The sequence below is a fragment of the Bacillus sp. JJ634 genome (assembly GCF_036962285.1).
Lineage (GTDB): Bacteria > Bacillota > Bacilli > Bacillales > DSM-1321 > Peribacillus > Peribacillus asahii_A.
In genome coordinates, this window is the sequence record NZ_JBALMU010000114.1 from 1 (window position 1) to 19,584 (window position 19,584).

Sequence of the window (19,584 nt, forward strand, 5' to 3'; positions counted from 1 at the left end):
CTATTTTCTTTGTTTTCCCATAAGCTTGGGGTGGGGGTCTTACTGCCCGTTAAGTGTGGGATAAAACAAAAAAGTATTTATTTTATTTTAACAGGAATAATAGTGAATTGCTAAAGCTAAGGAAATGTCTTTTACCTGGTCATCCAATAATTTATTGGTTGTACGATTGTTACAATTAAACTCTTCTGATCATATATTACAGGTTAGGGTCTAATATTGTAGGGTGATATAGTGAATGTAGCATTTGTTATAGCTGAAAGGAGAGAGTTTTTAATGATTTATTCTGCCCTTTGGATGAAAGTTGAAGTAGAATAGAGAAGAATATTCCAAACGCATGGGGGAACATATAATGATTTACCAGGTAAGATTACTGAAAGGTTTGTTTACGCTAGAACGAAGTCGATATAAGTTGCAAAATGCAGAAGCGGTGACACATATCGGAAGAAATATTGTAGTTCTATATGCCACTAGTTTTCTTCTTTTTTGCTTATATGGATTTCTTGGAATTGGCTCAGAATCGTTTTCAAGAGAGCTCGTTGGGTTAGGTGAAAGTGAATTTGAAATGGGCAAGCTGCTTATTCTAGCAGGAAATGCTGTAGCAGGACTTCTTTATCCAACAATTTATTTGTTTCTCATTGCTCTATTTGTATGGGCTTTAACAGATATTGCGTATTTAAAAATTTTAATTGTCCAAATGATTATATTTATTGTGCAATTGTTAGAAAAAGTACTTCTTCTTCCTTTTTTTGTTTATATGGATATCAATCATGATGCAAATCCTTTCTCTTTAGGAGTAATCAGTCAGTATCTAGTTTCACAAGAATATGTTATTCATTTGTTTAGTGAAATTACAATTTTTCAAGTGCTGGTGATTGCCATACAGTATTATTATCTGAAAAAAATGACGGAGCGAAATACATATGCCTTGCTGGCGGTTATTGTTCTAAGCTATATAGTAATTTGGCTTTTGAATGCATTGTTGGCCTATGTAAAAGTGGGCGTATTTGTTTGAGGGGATGAAGAAAGATGAAACGATGGAAAGTACTTTCAGCTGTAGTAGTTTCAGGTGCGTTACTGGCAACGAACCTCTATTTAATTACAAAAGAGGACAGTAAAGTATCGCGTTCGATTTTTGTGGAAGATTGGACAAAAGTTAAGGCCGCAACCGTAACGGAAACGTTTGAGACGAAGGGGGTTACAATCCCTGCTGAGGAATATGAAGTGTACTTTGATGAATCGGGTAAAGAGTTTCAACGATTTCTTGTGAAAGAAGGGGAAGAAGTAACGGCGGGTACACCTTTATTCGAATATGAAGTAAAGGATTTAGAGAAAAATAAAGGGGAAGTTGAGCGGGAAATTACCGAGATAACTGGTGCGATAACGGAAATTGAGGCATATATTAAGAAATTAACGGATTACAAAGCGCAAGTTCCTACTGCTTCAACGGTTTCGGAAATTGTGCAAGACGGTGTAAGTTTGGATCATGATGCTTCTTCCGATTTAATTATTAGCACACTTGAACAAGAAATTTATAAACAAGAGCTAGAGAAGAGTAAATTAGAAGAGAGAAAAACAAGGCTAGATTCACAATTAACAGCGATGAATGAACTCAGTGGGCCGCTTACGATTGATGCAGAAGTGGATGGCGTTGTGAAACAGATCAATCAATCACTTAACAATCCGGTGGTGACTATTGCCTCTACTCAGCAAGCTGTAAAAGGCGTTCTTTCTGAGTCGCAGTTACACAAAACAACAGTTGGGATGCCGGTTAAAATTACATCTCCTCGTTTAGAGAAAGGAATCAATGGTACGGTTGGACGCGTGGAAAACTATCCAGTGTCAGAACCTTCTCTTAATCAAAAATCAATGTTTCCATTTCAAGTCGTAATAGAGTCAGATGAAGAAGGGGTATCCCCGCCGCTAGCCCTCGGTTCAAAGGTAGATGTAACGGTCGTTACAAATGAAGCGGTAGATGTTCCGACGATTCCGGAGAAAACGGTGTATGGAAAGGACAACCTCTATGTATTTAAGTTAACAAACAATGGATATGTGAATAAACAATATGTTACAGCGGGATTAAGAGCGAATCAAAAGTTTGAGATTGCTTCTGGTCCAGCAGAAGGAGAGACGGTTCTTATTACACCAAGAGTGATTCCGAAAAATCATTCAACGTTTATTACTCCTATTCAAGCAGAAAAAGTTGTTTTTGATTCAGATATTTATAATACGTTCACAACTCGTGAGAAATGGCGTTATTTCTTAGTTGGGTTGTTGGAGAAATAGTCTCTATTTACTGAAAGGTCTTCTATATGAAGGCCTTTTTTGGTTTTAAACAGAGGGATAATTTAGAAAAGTTATTATTTTCAGATAATTTACGGTAGCATTTTTAAAAATAATTCAAAAATAAATAATGTAGATAGAAAGCGGTTAAATCCAGAATAAAATAGTCTTTATCCAGAAAAAATAAAGAAAAAGATATAAAAAATATTTACAGATTAGCGATTTTAATATAATATTTCAAGTGGGAAAGTTATTTCGCTGAATCTTTTTTAGAGCGGGGGACCCAAATTTGCAGAACTTTCTGCTAGGGGTGAATTCAGAAATGAAAGGGCAATTTGTTTCCAAATCCTAACCCGACAGCTAACCTCGTAAGCGACTTAAAGGAAACAATATGTGAATCTTTATGATAAAGACACCGCTTGTGTCTTTTTTTGGTCAAAAGAAAACGGTTCCAGCTGCAGAAAACGTTTTCTTTTTATCAACAATCTTGTTTCCTTTACCGAAACACTGTTTTTTGTAAAAACTATTATGAAAGGTGAGGGATGTATGAAAAAATTCAAATTAAGTTTAGCTAGTCAGATTTTCATTGGTTTACTGATCGGTGTGGTTGTAGGGGCTATTTTTTATGGTAATACAACTGCTCAAGAATATTTGCAGCCAATTGGAGATATCTTTCTACGTCTGATTAAAATGATTGTTATACCGATTGTTGTGGCAAGTATTGTTGTTGCTGTTGCAGGTGTCGGTGATTTGAAAGCTGTAGGTAAAATTGGTGGTAAAGCGATTCTTTACTTTGAAATCGTTACCACGATTGCGATTATCGTTGGAATTATAGCAGCGAATGTTCTTCAGCCTGGTGCTGGTGTTAATATGGATAAATTAGAACAAACTGATATTTCGAGTTATGTAGATACAGCAGAGCATAAGGAAGAAGCGGGTTTTATTGAGACAATCGTTAATATTGTCCCAACTAATCCAATTGCAGCTATTGTAAATGGTGATATGCTTGCAATTATTTTCTTCTCGCTTATGCTAGGGCTTGGAATTGCAGCTATTGGAGATAAAGGAAAGCCGGTTCTGCAATTCTTCAACGGAGTAGCAGAGGCGATGTTCTATGTTACGAATATGATTATGAAATTTGCTCCATTCGGTGTATTTGCATTAATTGGGGTAACAGTGTCTAAGTTTGGTTTGGCCTCCCTGATTCCATTAGGGAAGTTAGCTCTTTCTGTATATGGAACGATGATTTTCTTTGTTCTAGTTGTATTAGGGCTTATCGCAAAATTAGCTGGCTTTAGTATTTTTAAACTGATTAAAATCTTAAAAGAAGAATTAATCTTAGCGTTCTCAACAGCAAGCTCTGAAGCCGTTCTTCCTAAGATAATGGACAAAATGGAAAAAACAGGATGTCCAAAACATATCGCTTCTTTCGTTATCCCGACAGGTTACTCCTTTAACCTTGATGGGTCGACGTTATATCAAGCGTTAGCAGCAATCTTTATTGCGCAAATGTACGGTATTGATATGAGTATTATGGATCAAGTTACATTAATGCTTGTGTTAATGGTTACATCGAAAGGGATTGCTGGAGTTCCAGGCGTATCATTTGTTGTATTATTAGCGACACTTGGAACTGTTGGAATCCCAGTTGAAGGTTTAGCGTTTATTGCGGGTATTGACCGTATTCTAGATATGGGACGTACAGTTGTAAACGTAATCGGAAATTCGTTAGCAGCAATTGTTATTTCTAAATGGGAAGGGCAATTTAACCCTGCAGCAGCAGATGAACAAGTGAAGCAAGCGTCATAATGATATAAAATCCAGAGCGGTGAAGCTGCTCTGGGTTTTTTTATAGCTATATCTTTACAGAGAAGACTTGTTTGACAAAAAAGAAGGAAGGTTACTAAGATAAAAATATACATACATAAGTCGGTATATAACGGGGGAGAATAGATGTCTTGGGTAACGTTGCTCATGTTTTTAACAATAGCCGTCTTTGCTTTGTCTAAAGTTTTACCAGCAAAAGGGGTTAAGAGTATTACAACAGAAGATTTAGCGAATGATTTATCGTTAAAGGTAAGGAAACAGTATATTGACGTTCGGTCTGAAGTTGAATATAACGACCGTCATATACCGCAATTTAACAACATCCCCCTTCACTTGTTAAAGCAAAGAGTGAATGAGTTGGATAGAAAGAAGCCGGTAGTTATCATTTGTCATAGTGGAATGAGAAGTATAAGTGCGGCAAAAACACTTAAAAAATTAGGTTTCGAACAAATTGAGAATGTTAGTGGTGGTATAAATGCCTGGAGAGATTAAGAAATTCTAAAAAAACACCGTCCTATCTTTTGGAATGGTGTTTCTTTTTGCGAATGAGCAAATTGTCACTATGTTTTAGTGTCTAATTTTACATTGTTTATGTATAAAATACTCTTATAGTCTCTTATTTTAACCATTATATAGTGATGTTTTCCGGATGGAATGAACTTTGTTCTGTTTTCAAGGGTTTATTCCACTTTAGTGGTATGATAGTATGACTTTAAATGAATGTACAAGGTTAACGGAATATCGTGCGATTGTGAAGAAGTAAGAAAATTGATAAAATGAGCGCTCTAATTCCACGGAAAGGTCGGAGGGAAGTGGGTTATGAAGCATGAGATTAGAGAAATCTTATATATGCATGTGCAAGCTTCTGAACGTTTTGTGATTTCAAATGGGATGAGTTTTTGGGAGTTTGTTAATTCTTTGGAAAAGCCATTGCAACATCTTTTGTTGTTAAAACATGATTATGGTGATACACAATTTAATTTAAATGTTGCTTTAGATTATGTACCGAGTGAAGGTGTAGCGAAATTTATTAAACAAGATGTGAGAGCGTATGGTGAGTTTTGTTGGATTGATTTTCAAGAAGAGGATAGTTTAGATGAATTGAGCGGAATGGAGTTGGCTGAGCTGCTCTATCTTGGGCATATGAAGCATCATTTAAAACAGCCGTTCTTTTCCAAATTACATAATCAGTTTGTTTACTTATCGCAGGACGATGGATGGTTTAGTAAAATTTATTATCGTTCATTACCTATGTATTATAAAATGTTAGGCAGTCTTATTTCTTTAAAGCTTGAAGGATTAAAAACAGATAGAACGTGGTTTGGTTTGAGGAAAAAACGAGATTTACCTATTATACCAGTGGAAGTGCTTGAGAAGTTGTCTGCCGTGCTCTCCGAAGGAGTTGTTTTTTCTCTTAAACATGCTATTGAAACGAGAGTGAAAATGGAGATTCCAATATGGGTAGTAGGGGATTTCATGAATATGGATGACATGCTGGATTATTACTATGAGCTGCAGAAGCAAGAACCCGACGCTTATATTACTTTTTTATGGAAAACGAAGGAATGGTCGATTGTATTAAATAAATGATAAAGTGAAGCTTTCATCAGCGGGGGCTTAGTGTTCTTTTAGTGTAGGATAAATTTCGTTGCCGAATGAAGTTTCACATATAATTAGTTGTGTGGCGACATAGAATGCAATGAATGTCATTCGATAAATATGTATGTTACACAATAGTAATAATTAACAAATTTATGTAACGCACTCTATTTAATAAAACTTTGTTCGTTTTTGTTGAGAAATGATACAATAAATAATGGTGAAAAGAATAATGGAGGTCACATAAATGAAAACTAAACTCGGCTTGCTTTATGGTGGAAAATCTGCAGAACATGAGGTTTCCTTACAAACGGCAATGGCGGTTATTAAAGCACTTGATTTGGAGAAATTTGATATATATCCGATTTACATAACAAAAGAAGGGGCTTGGGTGAAAGGGCCGCAATTGACCGCACCAGTTGAAAACGTTGAGGAATTAGCATTTCCGAATGGAAGTCAAGTAGCTCCGCTTTCTTTGCAAAAGGCGAATGAAACAAATGAAGATGGCTATGATGTTTTATTTCCGCTATTGCACGGACCAAATGGTGAAGATGGTACAGTTCAAGGGATGTTTGAATTATTAAACTTACCATATGTAGGTAATGGTGTTTTAGCGTCATCGGCAGGTATGGATAAAGTTATTATGAAAAATATTTTTGCGCAAGCGGGCTTGCCGCAAGTTAAGTATACATGGTTAATTCGTTCTGAATGGGAAGAGAATCGAGAAGAAGTCTATAACCAAGTAGAAGCAGAACTCGGCTATCCTAATTTCGTAAAACCGGCGAATTTAGGCTCAAGTGTTGGAATTAGTAAGTGTTCTAACCGTGAGGAATTGGAGAAGGCATTCGTAGAAGCGTTTCAGTTTGACCGGAAAATTATTATCGAAGAAGGCGTTACAGCACGCGAGATTGAAATTGGTGTGCTTGGAAATGATCATCCTGCTTGCTCGGTTGCAGGAGAAATTATTTCAGGAAAAGACTTCTATGATTATACAGCAAAATATACAGATGGTAAGTCGACAATGGTTATTCCGGGTGATGTGACAGAAGAGCAGTACGCAGAATTATCTAAAATGGCCATTACAGCGTTTAAATCGTTAGATTGTTCAGGGTTGGTTCGTGCTGATTTCTTCTTAACAAAAGAAGGGGACTTCTATATTAATGAAGTAAATACAATGCCTGGCTTTACGCCATTTAGTATGTTCCCGTTATTATGGAAGCATACAGGGGTGGAATATCCAGTTTTAATTGAAAAGCTCGTCCAACTTGCGCAAGAACGTTATGAAGAGAAACAAAAAATTAAATATACAGTATAACTATTGTTATTTATTTGTTAATTAGATGAGGTAGGATGTAGGCAGAAGCGCTAGAATGTATAGGCTTCTGCTTTGTTTTATAATGAAACAGCCTATAGGAGGAACGAGAAATATGATAAATCGCACGTTAAAGCAGATTCATGAGATGGTAGGTGGCCTAAATGTAATTGCGGAATGGGAGTCTGTTCAGGTTGCTGGCGTATCGATTGATTCCCGGAAAGTAGAGCAGAATAACTTGTTTGTTCCACTGCTTGGAGAGCAAGTCGACGGTCATAAGTATGTCGAGAAAGCAATTCAACAAGGAGCTGCTGCTTCTTTATGGCAGCAAAATGTCCCGAATCCACCGAAGGATATCCCCCTTATTATCGTGGAGGATACAGAAGTGGCATTACAAGAACTAGCAAGAGCTTATCGTGGACAGTTGAATGTGAAAGTAATTGGCGTTACAGGAAGCAATGGAAAAACGACAACAAAGGATATGACCGCTGCTCTTTTAGCGACGACTTATAAGGTACATAAGACAAGTGGGAATTTTAATAATCATTTAGGATTACCGCTAACGATTTTGTCGATGACAGAGGATACAGAAGTAGCCATTTTAGAAATGGGAATGAGTAATCGAGGGGAAATTGAGTTTCTTTCGAAGCTAGCTCGTCCTGATGTTGCGATTATTACAAATATTGGGGAATCTCATTTGTTAGATTTAGGATCAAGAGAAGAAATTGCTCGTGCAAAGCTAGAAATTATCGAGGGTCTCGCTGATGAAGGAACATTTATTTATTACGGAGATGAACCTTTGTTGTCAGAGCAAATCCAAAATCGAGATAAAGATTTGCGTATCCAATCTTTCGGTCGTTCTAGTGAGAATGATTTGTATGTAACTTCAATTGAACAACGAAATGATAGTACAGCTTATAAGGTCGCGGGTGCATTAGTCGGTTCTTACGAAATTCCGGTTCTTGGGAATCATAATGTGATGAATGCTTTAGCCGCTATGTTAGCAGCTAAGGAATTGAAGGTGGATCAAGTAAAAATAGAAGAAGGGCTAGCTTCGGTTCGATTAACGAATATGCGAATGGAAATAGTTGAAGGGGCTAAAGGAGAAAAGGTAATTAATGATGCTTATAACGCTAGTCCTACATCAATGAAAGCGGCGATTGAATTAATTGAAGGGCTGTCCGGATTTGATCGGAAAATTCTTGTGCTGGGTGATATGTTGGAATTAGGTTTACAAGAGCAGGATTTTCATTTGAAAATTGGTCAACATATTTCAAAAAATGAAATTGATGAAGTATTTACTTATGGCCCTCTTGCTGAACATATTGCCATAGGTGCGCGTGAAACATTTGAGGAGAACCGTGTATTTTCTTTTCAAGATAAGCAGCAATTAATTGAAGAATTAAAAAGACATACGCAAGCTAATGATCTTATTCTTGTAAAAGCGTCAAGAGGTATGCGTTTAGAAGAAGTCGTTCAGGCATTGCAAAAATAAACAAAAGCCGGTTTACTCGCATGGGTAAACCGATTTTTATTTTATTTGAGGTTTTTAAAGGGATTGAAGGAAAATTTTCTAATAAAGGGTACCTGCGATTAAACAAATATCATCATTGATTTCGGAGTGCCTCATTCGTGAAACTAACATTTCGTGCAGGAGGGTGGATGTGTCTTGATGAATCTTTTCTTTAAATTCCTTTTGAAGCGTATCAAAACGCAAAATATTTGGGTGATTAGGTGATTCGATTAAACCGTCCGTATAGACAATGAAACGACTGCCGGGTTCGTAATAAAATGAATGTTTTTCGATGTCTAAATGCGGATTCAGTCCAATAGGAATAGAATTAGTTGCTAATATGTGTGTATTCTCTGTATGTGGACAATAAATAATAGCTGGTGGATGGCCGCTGTTGACATATTGAAATTGGCGTTCCTTTGTATTGATATATGCAATAAATGCAGTGAAATAGGTGGATTTATATGTCTCCTCGTCTAACTTTTGAAACAATCTTCCCATATGTTCATGTAACTCTTTTGTTATTTTAAACGGATCTTTTACGCGCTTGATTAAGCCAGGCATTAAGGAACGTATGGCCATACTAATAAGAGCCGCATACACACCTTTTCCGGAAACGTCAATCATAATAAGTCCGTACTCTCCCTCGTCTATATGCATCCAAAAGAATAAATCACCAGATATCTCACTAGATGGTTGGAAAATCCCTTGAATTTCGATGTCTGTTTCTGAAATAGGTGGAGGCAAGACAAGTTGTTGGATATGTTTAGCTAGAGTTAAATCCGCTCTTATTCGGTTGCGGATGCTTTCGAGCTCCTGCTCTTTTACTTTTGCTGTATATAATTGTATGCAAATATTTTGTAAAGACTTTAATTTTAATTTTACTTCTATTAGGTCAGCGGGAATTTGAATGGTCTCGTAGATTGTTTTTTTCGGAAGTGCGTAGGGCTCTTTCATTCTTTTGGTGCGTTTATAAACAAATAATATTGGTATTTCATACTTGTCGATAAGCTCGATGATTTTCAGTAAATATATCGATTCTTTTGAATAATATAAAGGTAAGATAAAGAGCATTTGATTATGGTTCTGCTTTTGTATAGTTGCTAATGCCTCTTGTTCAGTTAGGATGATTACATTTCTCTCTAAAGTTTGTAAGGTATGGTGAATTTCTTCACATTCTGGGAGTTTAAGTGTATATAGTTTCATGGTTATTCCTCTGTTTTATTTTGAAGTGTGATTAATCTAGATATATTTTACCATTTAACAGGCTGGTTTTAAAAGCTATACATAGTTTTGTTCCTTTTAATGTTTAAGCTGTATTATATAATGTTAGGGTTTTGGGAAACACTATTATTAAATGGGGCGAGCATTTTAAGTGAGATTCGTGATTGGATATCCTTTATTGCAATAGTGGTTATAAAATGATAATATATAGTATGGGTTTAAACGCCTTAATAACGTATTCATTTTTTTATGTTGTTAAGTCAGTTCAAGTTATTCAAGTTTTGTCATGAACATGAACGATTTCATGATTTTCATTTTGAAGGACTATGTACTTTTAGATTAAATAGGCCGAGCGTCTTGATTATAAATAAAAGCTGCCTAAGATGGCGGCTTTAGTTGCTCATAGGGAAGTAAGCTATACGCTTATCCACTTCTGCATTTCCTCAACGCACCGTGCCTGTTTTTTGTATAGAATCTTGGCTCTCGTCAAGTTAGATAGGCAGCTCCATCGGCTGCATGAAAAAGTAAGGTGCAGCAGCCCTCACCTAAATGTTCGGTTCAATTACCGATTATGCTACTTTAACTTTTCCAATTTGAATTTCATCTTGGCTATATATACGAGTAATAAAATGCGCCTATGTTTACAAACATAGTAATGTGTATTTACTATTGAATCCAGCACAGTAAGAGAAGGCTGATGTATGTTATTTGTTAAATCCATATATTGAGTTCAGCCGAACTAATAAGGTAGTTGTTTAGGTAATTATATCCCCCCCTTTTTTTTATACTATTTGTAGTATACATTGTCAGCATAGGGATGATTTTGAAACAACTGCCGATTTTTAGGGGAATAGGATAAGTGCAACTACGCATCTATCTGCCTGAAGATGAGCCAATTGGTGAATTTTCTTTATACGAGGTAAAGTACAACCTCCGTCACATTTGTTGTAATTTGAACAAGAACCGTTGCAACATGCACAGATAAATTTATGATATTAAAAGGAGCACGAACACATTGACATTGTTTAGCGAATTAGGATTAGATAGAACGTCTATGAAATCAATTGAAAAAATGGGATTTGAGGAAGCGAGCCCGATTCAAGCTCAAACGATTCCATTAGCGCTTGAGGGAAAAGATATTATTGGTCAAGCTCAAACTGGAACAGGTAAAACAGCAGCATTTGGTATTCCGTTAATGGAAAATATCGATATAAATGACGAGAATGTACAAGGAATTGTCATTGCTCCAACACGTGAACTTGCGATTCAAGTTTCTGAAGAACTCTTCAAACTTGGCTACGGAAAACGAGCGCGTGTATTAGCGGTATATGGTGGTCAAGATATCGATCGTCAAATCCGTGCTTTAAAGAAAAAACCACATATTATTGTCGGTACACCAGGTCGTTTACTTGACCATATTAAACGTAAAAACATCCGTTTAGGCAATGTACACACAGTGGTACTTGATGAAGCAGATGAAATGTTAAACATGGGATTCATTGAAGATATTGAGTCTATTTTGTCTACTGTTCCAGAAGAGAGACAAACATTGTTATTCTCAGCAACAATGCCTGACCCAATTCGTAAGATTGCAGAAAGATTCATGCAAAATCCAACGCTTGTACGTGTAAAAGCAAAAGAAATGACAGTTGACCGTATTGAGCAATACTATGTCGATTTAAGAGAAAATGAAAAGTTCGATACGTTAGCGCGTCTTCTTGATATTCAAACACCAGAGCTTGCGATTGTATTTGGTCGTACAAAGCGTCGTGTGGATGAACTGTCATCTGCTTTAAATATCCGAGGCTATATGGCTGAAGGAATTCACGGTGATTTAAGTCAAGCGAAGCGTCTATCTGTGTTAAAGAAATTTAAAGAGGGTAACATTGATGTATTAGTTGCAACAGACGTAGCGGCACGTGGTTTGGATATCTCAGGTGTTACTCACGTGTATAACTTCGATATTCCCCAAGATCCAGAAAGCTACGTTCACCGTATTGGACGTACTGGACGTGCAGGTAAACATGGTGTAGCGATTACATTTGTTACTCCGAGAGAAAGAGGTCAATTACAAGCTGTTGAACATACGACGAAAAAGCGTATGGTGAAAATGAAGACACCAACTTTGACAGAAGCGTTAGAAGGACAACAAAAAGCTGTTACAGAAAAAATTCAAAACACAATTGAAAATGAAGATCTTTCATTATACCTTGCTCAAGCAGAAGAGTTAATGCAAAAGCATACGGCTGTTGATTTAGTAGCTGCAATGCTTAAATCATTAACAAAAGAGCCTGATCAAACACCTGTTAAATTAACAGATGAAGCACCAATGCCAATGCGTCGTGACCGTAACCGTGGCGGCAGCTCTAATAATAGAAATCGTAACGGACGCAGCTCATCTGGCAGAAAAGATTTCGGTGCTAAACGTTCAACTAACCGTAAATCGAATGGTCATGGCAACCGTAGCTCGAGCCAAAGACGTGAAAAACAAAGCCATTAATAATAAGGCTGAACAAAAGCTTATAACAAAAGAATAAATCAAGTTTACGGCCTTTTCTCGATCGTTCAATCGTGGAAAGGCCGTTTTTTGTGGAAGAAGTAAAGTTTTTTGGGAAAGTACAAGAAAGTATAACATTCTTAAATCGTTTTGTTGTTTAGCTCCAGGCTCCATCACTTTGCTTAAAAGTATGGTGACGTAAAAATAAAAGAAAAAGAAGTGAACAAATAGATATAGTATACTGAAGAGGAGTGGTATGAAAATAGGATTTTTCTCATGGGAAGGAGTGAATTCATGGAGCTTCAAAACCAAATATCAACGAGGGCGTTAAAGGTATGGCGCATCATTGGTTTTTTGGAATGTTTGATAATCTGGATTATTACGATTGCTGTACTTGTGTTAACCATTATATTTGATTGGACACCTTGGATTATTGGGGGGCTGATTGTATTATCGGTCATTCAGCCATACTTAGGGATCTATCTATTACCTTTAATTAAGTGGCGCCGTTTTCGTTATGAAGTGCGAGAGACAGAAATTGAAATTCAAAGAGGGATTTTTGTCATTAAGCGGACGCTTGTACCGATGATTCGTGTTCAGCATGTAGAAACGAACCAAGGTCCTTTTTTACGTAAATATGACTTAGCGTCAGTGGAAGTATCAACTGCAGCGACTGTACATACGATTCCGGCTCTTGATTTACAGGAGGCGGATGAATTGAGGCAATATATTTCGAAAATGGCAAGTGTGGAGGAAGAAGATGTCTGAACCGAAACGATTGCATCCGATTGCTATGTTGTTGAATGTGATAAAGGCTATTAAAGATATGCTCGTTCCGATTATCATTGTTGTCGTCTTCGGAGGGGATATGGATGGATTAGCGGGGACGATTCAATTGGCCATCTTGGGTAGTATTTGTTTATTTGTTATTGTGACAGCTATTATTGAATGGTTTCGATTTACCTATCGTATTGAAGATGGTGAATTAAGGATTGAATCGGGTGTATTTGTCCGAAAAAAACGTTATATTCGCTTTGAACGAATACATAGTATTGATGTGTCAGAAGGGATTATTCAGAGGCTGTGCGGGCTTGTGAAAATTAGTATCGAAACCGCCGGCGGTGCTCAAGCAGAAGCGGTGTTATCGGCCATTCGTAAAGAAGAAGCTGAACGATTAAATGAACGATTAGCAGAAGCGAAAAGAAATAAAATGCTAGGAGAACAGCCAGAAATCGATTTAGTCGCGGAACCCGTTATTAAGCAAGAGTCCGCTGTGACGTTTAGACTGCAATTTCCAGAGCTTTTCTTGATGGCTGCTACTTCTGGGGCTGTTGGAGTTGTGCTATCTGGGGTGGCTGCTTTTGTTTCGCAGTTTGATGAAATGATCCCATTTGAGCGGTTTGTTGGGGAGTATGAGGATGTATTAGCGCTCGGTACCTTTTTATTGACCGTTTTCGCTTTCGTCGCAGTGCTGATTGTATACATGCTTGCGACAATCGGGATGATGTTGAAATATGCTCGGTTTACGGTTGAGAAAAAGGAAGATGAGTTAATCATTTCAAGAGGTTTACTTGAGAAAAGACAGCTGACGATTCCGTTAAAAAAAGTACAAGGGATTCGAATTATCGAAAATGTAGTAAGGCAGCCTTTAGGTTATGCAACGGTTTATTTGGAGTATGCAGGAGGGTCAGAAGCGGATAAAGATAGCTTAAAGGTTATGCTTTTTCCGCTTGTGAAAAAGAAACATTTACAAAAATATTTAGAACAATGTCTACCAGATTATGTAGCAGATGTAGAAGTGAAGCCGTTGCCGGCACGTGCACTTCCGCGCTATATGTTTCGACGGGCCATTTTCTTCATTCCTGTCATAATCGTTTTTATTTATTTTTTCCGCCCTTGGGGGTACGTTTCTTTGGTTTTATTGCCAATTAGTATTGGTTGGGCTTTTTTGCAATATAAAGCGGCTGGTTGGAATATTACGAATCATCAACTGTTGATGAGGAGCCGAGGGTTATCCAAACAAACGATTTTGTTTCATAAAAGTAAAATTCAATCGATTGAATCAAAAACAAGCTGGGCGCAGCAACGAAAGCAACTCTCTTCTATTTCTGCTTTAATCAAATCAGGAATTGCTTTTCGAGAGGGAGAAGTAAGGGACGTAGAAGCCAAGGATTTTGATGCGGTGCAAACATGGTTTTTAAAGAATGGTCGTACGAACTAACAGAAAAACAAACCATTTTCGTTCACATAGCCAAGAATAAAAGAAGCTACTAAACAGTTAGCTTCTTTTATTTACGCCAAAATAGTGGAGCGAGAATGACACCTGCAAGTAGGCCGCCGATATGAGCGACAATGTTTATATTAGGTTGGATAAATGTCATAATAACAGCGATGCCTGTTAGAGTATAAATCGTATGAATTTCATTTTTAGATAAGTGATGTTTTCGAAAACGAGCCATATAGAGGAAAAATCCGAGAATGCCAAAGATCGCTCCGCTTGCTCCGGTATGAATGAAGGTAAGTGGTGTTAAGAAAAAGGTAGCAATGTTGGCGATGGTCCCTGTTAATAGAAAAAAAAGAGCAAACTTTATAGAACCCAGAATTTTTTCAAGTGTTGGTCCAAAGATGGCTAGGGAAAACCCATTAAACAATATATGGGTAAACGAGTAATGTAAAAAAGTTGGGGTAAGGAGTCGCCACCATTGACCATCTGCAATGTACAAGTTAACACCTGTTCCGTAATGAATGATATTTCCAAGAAACGATGGAAATAAGGTTAGTACGAATACAATCATCATAAAGAAAATGTAGGAGGTAACAGCAGGAAAACAACGTACATACTGTTGAAAGCTTTCAGTTCTTATAAACATAGATTCTCCTTTTGGAAGATTGAAATGGTTGTACTCATTTTATGAATGTTACGTCTATTATAGAAGGGGTTGTTTAGATGATAAAGGGAATAGGGATTGATATTACAGAAATTCAAAGAATGAAGCAGATTATAGAGCGTCAACCACGTTTTTCAGAACGAATTTTAACAGCTAATGAACAAAGCCGGTATGAGCAGCTGAAGGGAGCGCGGCAAATTGAATATATTGCAGGGCGCTTTGCGGCTAAGGAAGCTTTTTCAAAAGCAAATGGAACAGGAATAGGGAAGCACTTGTCTTTTCTTGATATTGAAATTATGGTCGATGAAGCAGGGAAACCCTGCATTACTGCGCCAATCTCCAAAGGAGTCCATTTATCCATTAGTCACAGCAAAGAATATGCTGTTGCTCAAGTCGTCATTGAAGAAGTAGAAGAATCTTAACAGAAGTGCTGTTTTTCTTACTTATCGAGCTTTAACATTTAGTTTGTTACGCAGAGAATAATGGCTCCTAACAGGCACGGGATGCTTTTTAGTTTCGTTCAAATTGCTGCATGTGCTTGCCCAAGTCGCTTCCGCTTTTCGAATCATATTTGCTGAGGTTGTCTCATATACTTCTATTGCGATAGAGAGAGACAAGGTTGGGGAAAGCATAGCGGACTTCAGGTGGGAGATACATCAAGATAAACGCTAAGTCTTAAGGTCCTGCCTTTTCCTCTCTCTTTTATGTTTAAATGACAAAAGGGGTTGAAAAGATGAAGAAAATGGGGATTCTTTTGGCTGGGGTTATGCTGTTGTTGGCTCTCAGTGCCTGTGGTCAGAAATCACAAGCTGATGTTGTGACAGCTTTAAATGAAAAGGTTGAAGAAATGAAAGGCTACAAAGCAAATGCGAAGATGACGTTACAAATGGGGACCGATCCGCAAGTATATAACGTGGAAATTTGGCATAAGAATCCTTCTTTCTATCGAGTAAATTTGAAGAACCAAGAGAAAGAACAAAGCCAAATGATTTTAAGGAATAATGAGGGAGTATATGTTTTAACGCCCGCGTTAAATAAGAGCTTTAAGTTTCAAAGTGAATGGCCGGAGAATAGCAGCCAAGCGTATTTATACGAGTCACTTGTAAAAGATATTACGGAGGATAAAAGTGCAACATTTAAAGAAGTAGATAACCAATATGTATTTGAAACAAAAACACGCTATCAAAATAGTAAAATGCTTCCTGTCCAAGAAATTACATTGAATAAAAAGGATCTATCTCCAGTTAGTGTAAAGGTGATGGATCCAGATAAAAATGTATTAGTTACAGTGGAGTTCTCCAAGGTGAAATTCGATACAACGTTTGATAAAGATGCGTTTGATATGCAGAAAAATATGACAAGTGCTCAGCTTGAGGTAGAAGTGATGGCTGAAGTAAAAGATCAAAATTTCTCTGTTAAATATCCAGCGGAAATGCAAGGTATGAGTTTAACTGATGAACAACGAATTGATACAGAAAATGGGGAACGGGTTGTTTTGACATATGAAGGGGAAAAGAACAGCTTTACATTAATTCAAGAGAAGGCTGAAGTGGTCCAAACGAAAATCGTTTCGACAACTGTAAATGGAAATCCAGTAGATTTAGGATTTACAGTAGGTGCATTAGCGGATAATATGGTGACGTGGACATATGAAGGAGTCAACTATACGCTTGCTTCACAAAGCTTATCTCCAGATGAAATGGTAGAGATAGCTCGTACAGTTGGAGTGGAGCCTGTAAAATAGAGTGGGATTTTGAAAACACAGAGGCTGTCCTATTGATGGAGACAGCCTCTATCTTTTTGGACATCGTTGTTGCCTGTAAATGGCCTATATGACATATAGCTCTTTTCCTTTCTGTTAAACCGTTTTAAAATAAAGGAAAACTTCCATCAGTGGGGGCCTGCTTATGGGTAGTTGAACAAGTCGGACAGTTAGTTGTGTCCCAGCTTGGGGCAGGAGGTCTTGCTGCCCGTTAGGCATGAAATAAATGGAGAAATAATGAAAGAAGGTTACGTAGTTTGAGTATGCAGGGGTTTCACCGCGATACATGGGCGGAAGTGAATTTAGATTACATTTATGAAAATGTTGTTTCTATGAAAAAAATATTGCCGCAAGATGTAAAAATGTTTGCTGTTGTGAAGGCGAATGCATATGGACATGGTGATTATGAAGTAGCGAATACAGCACTTAAAGCGGGGGCCAATTTTCTTGCTGTCGCTTTTTTAGATGAGGCACTTGCGCTCAGAAAAAAAGGAATTACAGCTCCTATTCTTGTGCTTGGTGCATCTAGACCGGAAGATGCCGGTATTGCTGCAGAAGCGCACATTTCTTTAACGGTTTTTAGCCAAGAGTGGCTGGAGCAAGTGAAGCAGTATGTAGGGGAGAAACAGGTTCTTCATGTGCATATTAAATGTGACAGCGGTATGGGGCGAATCGGTGTACGTACTTCGGAAGAATTGCAGGCTCTTGAACAGTGGTTATCGAACGAACCTCGGTTTAGATTTGTTGGAGTTTTTACGCATTTTGCAACAGCTGATGAACTAAATTTATCATATTATCAACAGCAGCTAAATACATTTAAAATGTTGTTATCTTCTTTGCGAAAGCTTCCTGAACTTGTTCATGCGGCAAATAGTGCGGCTTCATTACGATTTACAGACCCTTTGTTTAATGCTGTACGTTTCGGGATTAGTATGTACGGGTTAAGTCCGTCTCCAGATATCAAGCAGCTATTGCCTTTTACGTTGAAAGAAGCATTTAGCTTGAAAACAAAAATCGTACATGTGAAACGGTTGAACAAAGGCGATCATGTTAGCTATGGAGCTACTTATACGGCTGCAGAAGAAGAGTGGGTTGCTACATTGCCTATTGGTTATGCGGATGGATGGATTCGTAAGTTGCATAGCCAAGAAGTGATTGTTGCAGGTGAAAAGGCGCCGATTGTTGGCCGAATTTGTATGGATCAGTGTATGATTAAGTTGTCTCAACCACTTCCTATTGGGACAGAAGTGACGTTAATTGGTGAAAGTGATGGGTTAGCGATTTCAGTGGATGAGATTGCCGCGACATTAGAAACGATTAATTATGAAGTGACTTGTATGATAGCGGCGCGTGTACCGCGTGTATATAGGCAGAATTATCAAGTATCACACGTCCGTAATACGCTCTTGAATGATTGATTGTGTAAAAAAATTACAAAAATGTGAATAATATTTATTGCGGTTCGCTGATAATAAGACAGAGGATGGAATATACTCTTTGCAGATAGGTATTTTAATGGTAATATGGAAAAGGTATATAGACTATGGTGTGTAGTGATGGTGGAGGTGTATGCTTGTGTCTGAATCCGGCGCAACAAGAGAGATAATAATTCGATTACCTCAAAATGTATTAACTGAGTTAGACGGGTATGCGAGTGAAGAAAACGTTAATCGCAGTGAGTTTATTTATCGTGCCACGACTATGTATCTTCGTAAAAAGAAAGAATTTCGGGAATCAATGAAACGTGGCTATATTGAAATGGCGGCCATTAATTTAACAATCGCTTCTGAAGCATTTCAGGCTGAATATCCAGAATATGAAGCTGAACATGCTGTCGAGCGATTAGCTAGTGGAGGCTGAGCCATTGATTGTTGTTAAGCGTGGTGACGTATACTTCGCAGATCTTTCTCCAGTTGTCGGCTCAGAACAAGGTGGGACCCGTCCGGTACTCATTCTTCAAAATGATATCGGAAATCGCTTTAGTCCGACAGTGATTGTGGCAGCCATTACAGCTCAAATTCAAAAAGCAAAATTGCCAACACATGTGGAGATTAACGCGAAAAAATATGGATTCGAGCGAGATTCCGTTATTCTTTTAGAACAAATTCGCACGATTGATAAGCAACGCTTGACAGACAAAATTACGTATCTCGATGAAACAATGATGCAAAAAGTAAACGAAGCTTTACAGATTAGTTTAGGTTTAAAAGAATTTTAGAGAAAAGATGAATTCCTATAGCAGGGTGCTATTATATATGTTCTTTTTTTATAAATAAAGACTAGGCGATTCCGGTTAACGACACTGGGGTCGTTTTTTTTTGCCAATTAACATTTGATTAGGAAATAGAGCCGATGCCCGTAATGAATTGGTTGAGCTAATCATTCATAAGGAGAGAGCGGATTAGTGGTGCGCGTTTTACTTTATCCCACTCTTAACGGGCAGTAAGACCCCCATCTCAAGCTTATGAGTAAACAAGGAAGATAGGTGGGGGACAACTGCCCTCATCTAGCTGCGGCTCCTAGCCCCTCGAGGTCATAAGCTGTCATGCTCTGTGGCAAACTGCGCCACGCCGCATTTCATCTTATGCTTGTCGGGGCTGAACAGTCGCCTCGCTTTTGTAGTAAGGTCCGATTGGTGAGATACAGTGAAACTTACCTTTGTGGTTTTCAAAGGTAAGCTTT

17 protein-coding genes and 1 riboswitch are annotated in these 19,584 nt (G+C 37.7%); of the genes, 15 read left to right on the forward strand and 2 right to left on the reverse strand.

Annotated elements, in window-relative coordinates; genetic code table 11:
* Positions 1-349 precede the first annotated feature (349 nt).
* From V7068_RS16390 to V7068_RS16420, 7 genes are all read left to right on the forward strand, one after another.
* On the forward strand, positions 350-1,012 hold the full coding sequence (locus V7068_RS16390; RefSeq protein WP_499713680.1) for a G protein-coupled receptor family protein: 663 nt from the start codon (positions 350-352) through the stop codon (positions 1,010-1,012).
* 14 nt (positions 1,013-1,026) lie between these two features.
* A complete protein-coding gene (locus tag V7068_RS16395) occupies positions 1,027-2,283 on the forward strand; it encodes an efflux RND transporter periplasmic adaptor subunit (RefSeq protein WP_499713681.1) in 1,257 nt (418 codons plus the stop codon).
* 243 nt (positions 2,284-2,526) lie between these two features.
* Positions 2,527-2,670: riboswitch (cyclic di-AMP (ydaO/yuaA leader) on the forward strand.
* A gap of 156 nt (positions 2,671-2,826) precedes the next feature.
* Positions 2,827-4,089, forward strand: a complete 1,263-nt coding sequence (locus tag V7068_RS16400; RefSeq protein WP_499713682.1) for a cation:dicarboxylate symporter family transporter — start codon at positions 2,827-2,829, stop codon at positions 4,087-4,089.
* A gap of 144 nt (positions 4,090-4,233) precedes the next feature.
* The gene (locus tag V7068_RS16405; protein ID WP_499713683.1) at positions 4,234-4,599 is read left to right on the forward strand and encodes a rhodanese-like domain-containing protein; all 366 of its coding nucleotides are present in this window, start codon (positions 4,234-4,236) and stop codon (positions 4,597-4,599) included.
* A gap of 327 nt (positions 4,600-4,926) precedes the next feature.
* Positions 4,927-5,697, forward strand: coding sequence for a hypothetical protein (locus tag V7068_RS16410; protein ID WP_252292729.1), 771 nt, complete (start codon positions 4,927-4,929; stop codon positions 5,695-5,697).
* 256 nt (positions 5,698-5,953) lie between these two features.
* Complete coding sequence (locus V7068_RS16415; protein WP_499713684.1) at positions 5,954-7,021, forward strand: D-alanine--D-alanine ligase; 1,068 nt, start codon at positions 5,954-5,956, stop codon at positions 7,019-7,021.
* 112 nt (positions 7,022-7,133) lie between these two features.
* On the forward strand, positions 7,134-8,513 hold the full coding sequence (locus V7068_RS16420; RefSeq protein WP_499713685.1) for a UDP-N-acetylmuramoyl-tripeptide--D-alanyl-D-alanine ligase: 1,380 nt from the start codon (positions 7,134-7,136) through the stop codon (positions 8,511-8,513).
* 78 nt (positions 8,514-8,591) lie between these two features.
* Here the strand turns inward: V7068_RS16420 and V7068_RS16425 are convergent, their stop codons facing one another.
* Positions 8,592-9,737 (reverse strand): PP2C family protein-serine/threonine phosphatase, encoded by a 1,146-nt coding sequence (locus tag V7068_RS16425; protein WP_499713686.1) that lies wholly within the window; start codon positions 9,735-9,737, stop codon positions 8,592-8,594.
* Positions 9,738-10,770: 1,033 nt separating this feature from the next.
* On the opposite strand from V7068_RS16425, the gene cshA reads away from it, so the two are divergent.
* The 3 genes from cshA (at position 10,771) to V7068_RS16440 (ending at position 14,473) form a co-directional block, all read left to right on the forward strand.
* Complete coding sequence (cshA, locus tag V7068_RS16430; protein WP_252292733.1) at positions 10,771-12,255, forward strand: degradosome RNA helicase CshA; 1,485 nt, start codon at positions 10,771-10,773, stop codon at positions 12,253-12,255.
* Positions 12,256-12,546: 291 nt separating this feature from the next.
* Complete coding sequence (locus tag V7068_RS16435; protein ID WP_499713687.1) at positions 12,547-13,020, forward strand: PH domain-containing protein; 474 nt, start codon at positions 12,547-12,549, stop codon at positions 13,018-13,020.
* A complete protein-coding gene (locus V7068_RS16440) occupies positions 13,013-14,473 on the forward strand; it encodes a PH domain-containing protein (RefSeq protein ID WP_499713688.1) in 1,461 nt (486 codons plus the stop codon). Before V7068_RS16435 ends, V7068_RS16440 begins: the two co-directional genes overlap by 8 nt.
* A gap of 67 nt (positions 14,474-14,540) precedes the next feature.
* Here the strand turns inward: V7068_RS16440 and V7068_RS16445 are convergent, their stop codons facing one another.
* Positions 14,541-15,122: a rhomboid family intramembrane serine protease gene (locus tag V7068_RS16445; protein WP_499713689.1), complete on the reverse strand. Its 582-nt coding sequence runs from the start codon at positions 15,120-15,122 to the stop codon at positions 14,541-14,543.
* A gap of 77 nt (positions 15,123-15,199) precedes the next feature.
* Between V7068_RS16445 and acpS the strand changes: the two genes are divergently transcribed.
* From acpS to V7068_RS16470, 5 genes are all read left to right on the forward strand, one after another.
* Positions 15,200-15,562, forward strand: a complete 363-nt coding sequence (acpS, locus tag V7068_RS16450) for a holo-ACP synthase (protein ID WP_252288568.1) — start codon at positions 15,200-15,202, stop codon at positions 15,560-15,562.
* 311 nt (positions 15,563-15,873) lie between these two features.
* On the forward strand, positions 15,874-16,884 hold the full coding sequence (locus V7068_RS16455; protein WP_375351513.1) for a LolA family protein: 1,011 nt from the start codon (positions 15,874-15,876) through the stop codon (positions 16,882-16,884).
* Positions 16,885-17,165: 281 nt separating this feature from the next.
* Entirely contained in the window at positions 17,166-18,320 is a 1,155-nt protein-coding gene (gene alr / locus V7068_RS16460; protein WP_499713690.1) for an alanine racemase, read from the forward strand.
* Between the two features lie 157 nt (positions 18,321-18,477).
* Positions 18,478-18,762, forward strand: a complete 285-nt coding sequence (locus V7068_RS16465) for a CopG family ribbon-helix-helix protein (protein ID WP_119118988.1) — start codon at positions 18,478-18,480, stop codon at positions 18,760-18,762.
* 7 nt (positions 18,763-18,769) lie between these two features.
* Entirely contained in the window at positions 18,770-19,120 is a 351-nt protein-coding gene (locus V7068_RS16470; protein WP_119118987.1) for a type II toxin-antitoxin system PemK/MazF family toxin, read from the forward strand.
* Positions 19,121-19,584: the final 464 nt, after the last annotated feature.

Coding starts and splice junctions, on each gene's coding strand:
- V7068_RS16455 (WP_375351513.1), top strand. CDS start 15,874: ATGAAGAAAATGGGGATTCTTTTGGCTGGGGTTATGCTGTTGTTGGCT.
- V7068_RS16405 (WP_499713683.1), top strand. CDS start 4,234: ATGTCTTGGGTAACGTTGCTCATGTTTTTAACAATAGCCGTCTTTGCT.
- V7068_RS16415 (WP_499713684.1), top strand. CDS start 5,954: ATGAAAACTAAACTCGGCTTGCTTTATGGTGGAAAATCTGCAGAACAT.
- V7068_RS16440 (WP_499713688.1), top strand. CDS start 13,013: ATGTCTGAACCGAAACGATTGCATCCGATTGCTATGTTGTTGAATGTG.
- V7068_RS16400 (WP_499713682.1), top strand. CDS start 2,827: ATGAAAAAATTCAAATTAAGTTTAGCTAGTCAGATTTTCATTGGTTTA.
- V7068_RS16445 (WP_499713689.1), bottom strand. CDS start 15,122: ATGTTTATAAGAACTGAAAGCTTTCAACAGTATGTACGTTGTTTTCCT.
- alr (WP_499713690.1), top strand. CDS start 17,166: ATGCAGGGGTTTCACCGCGATACATGGGCGGAAGTGAATTTAGATTAC.
- V7068_RS16410 (WP_252292729.1), top strand. CDS start 4,927: ATGAAGCATGAGATTAGAGAAATCTTATATATGCATGTGCAAGCTTCT.
- acpS (WP_252288568.1), top strand. CDS start 15,200: ATGATAAAGGGAATAGGGATTGATATTACAGAAATTCAAAGAATGAAG.
- V7068_RS16390 (WP_499713680.1), top strand. CDS start 350: ATGATTTACCAGGTAAGATTACTGAAAGGTTTGTTTACGCTAGAACGA.
- V7068_RS16435 (WP_499713687.1), top strand. CDS start 12,547: ATGGAGCTTCAAAACCAAATATCAACGAGGGCGTTAAAGGTATGGCGC.
- V7068_RS16425 (WP_499713686.1), bottom strand. CDS start 9,737: ATGAAACTATATACACTTAAACTCCCAGAATGTGAAGAAATTCACCAT.
- V7068_RS16395 (WP_499713681.1), top strand. CDS start 1,027: ATGAAACGATGGAAAGTACTTTCAGCTGTAGTAGTTTCAGGTGCGTTA.
- V7068_RS16420 (WP_499713685.1), top strand. CDS start 7,134: ATGATAAATCGCACGTTAAAGCAGATTCATGAGATGGTAGGTGGCCTA.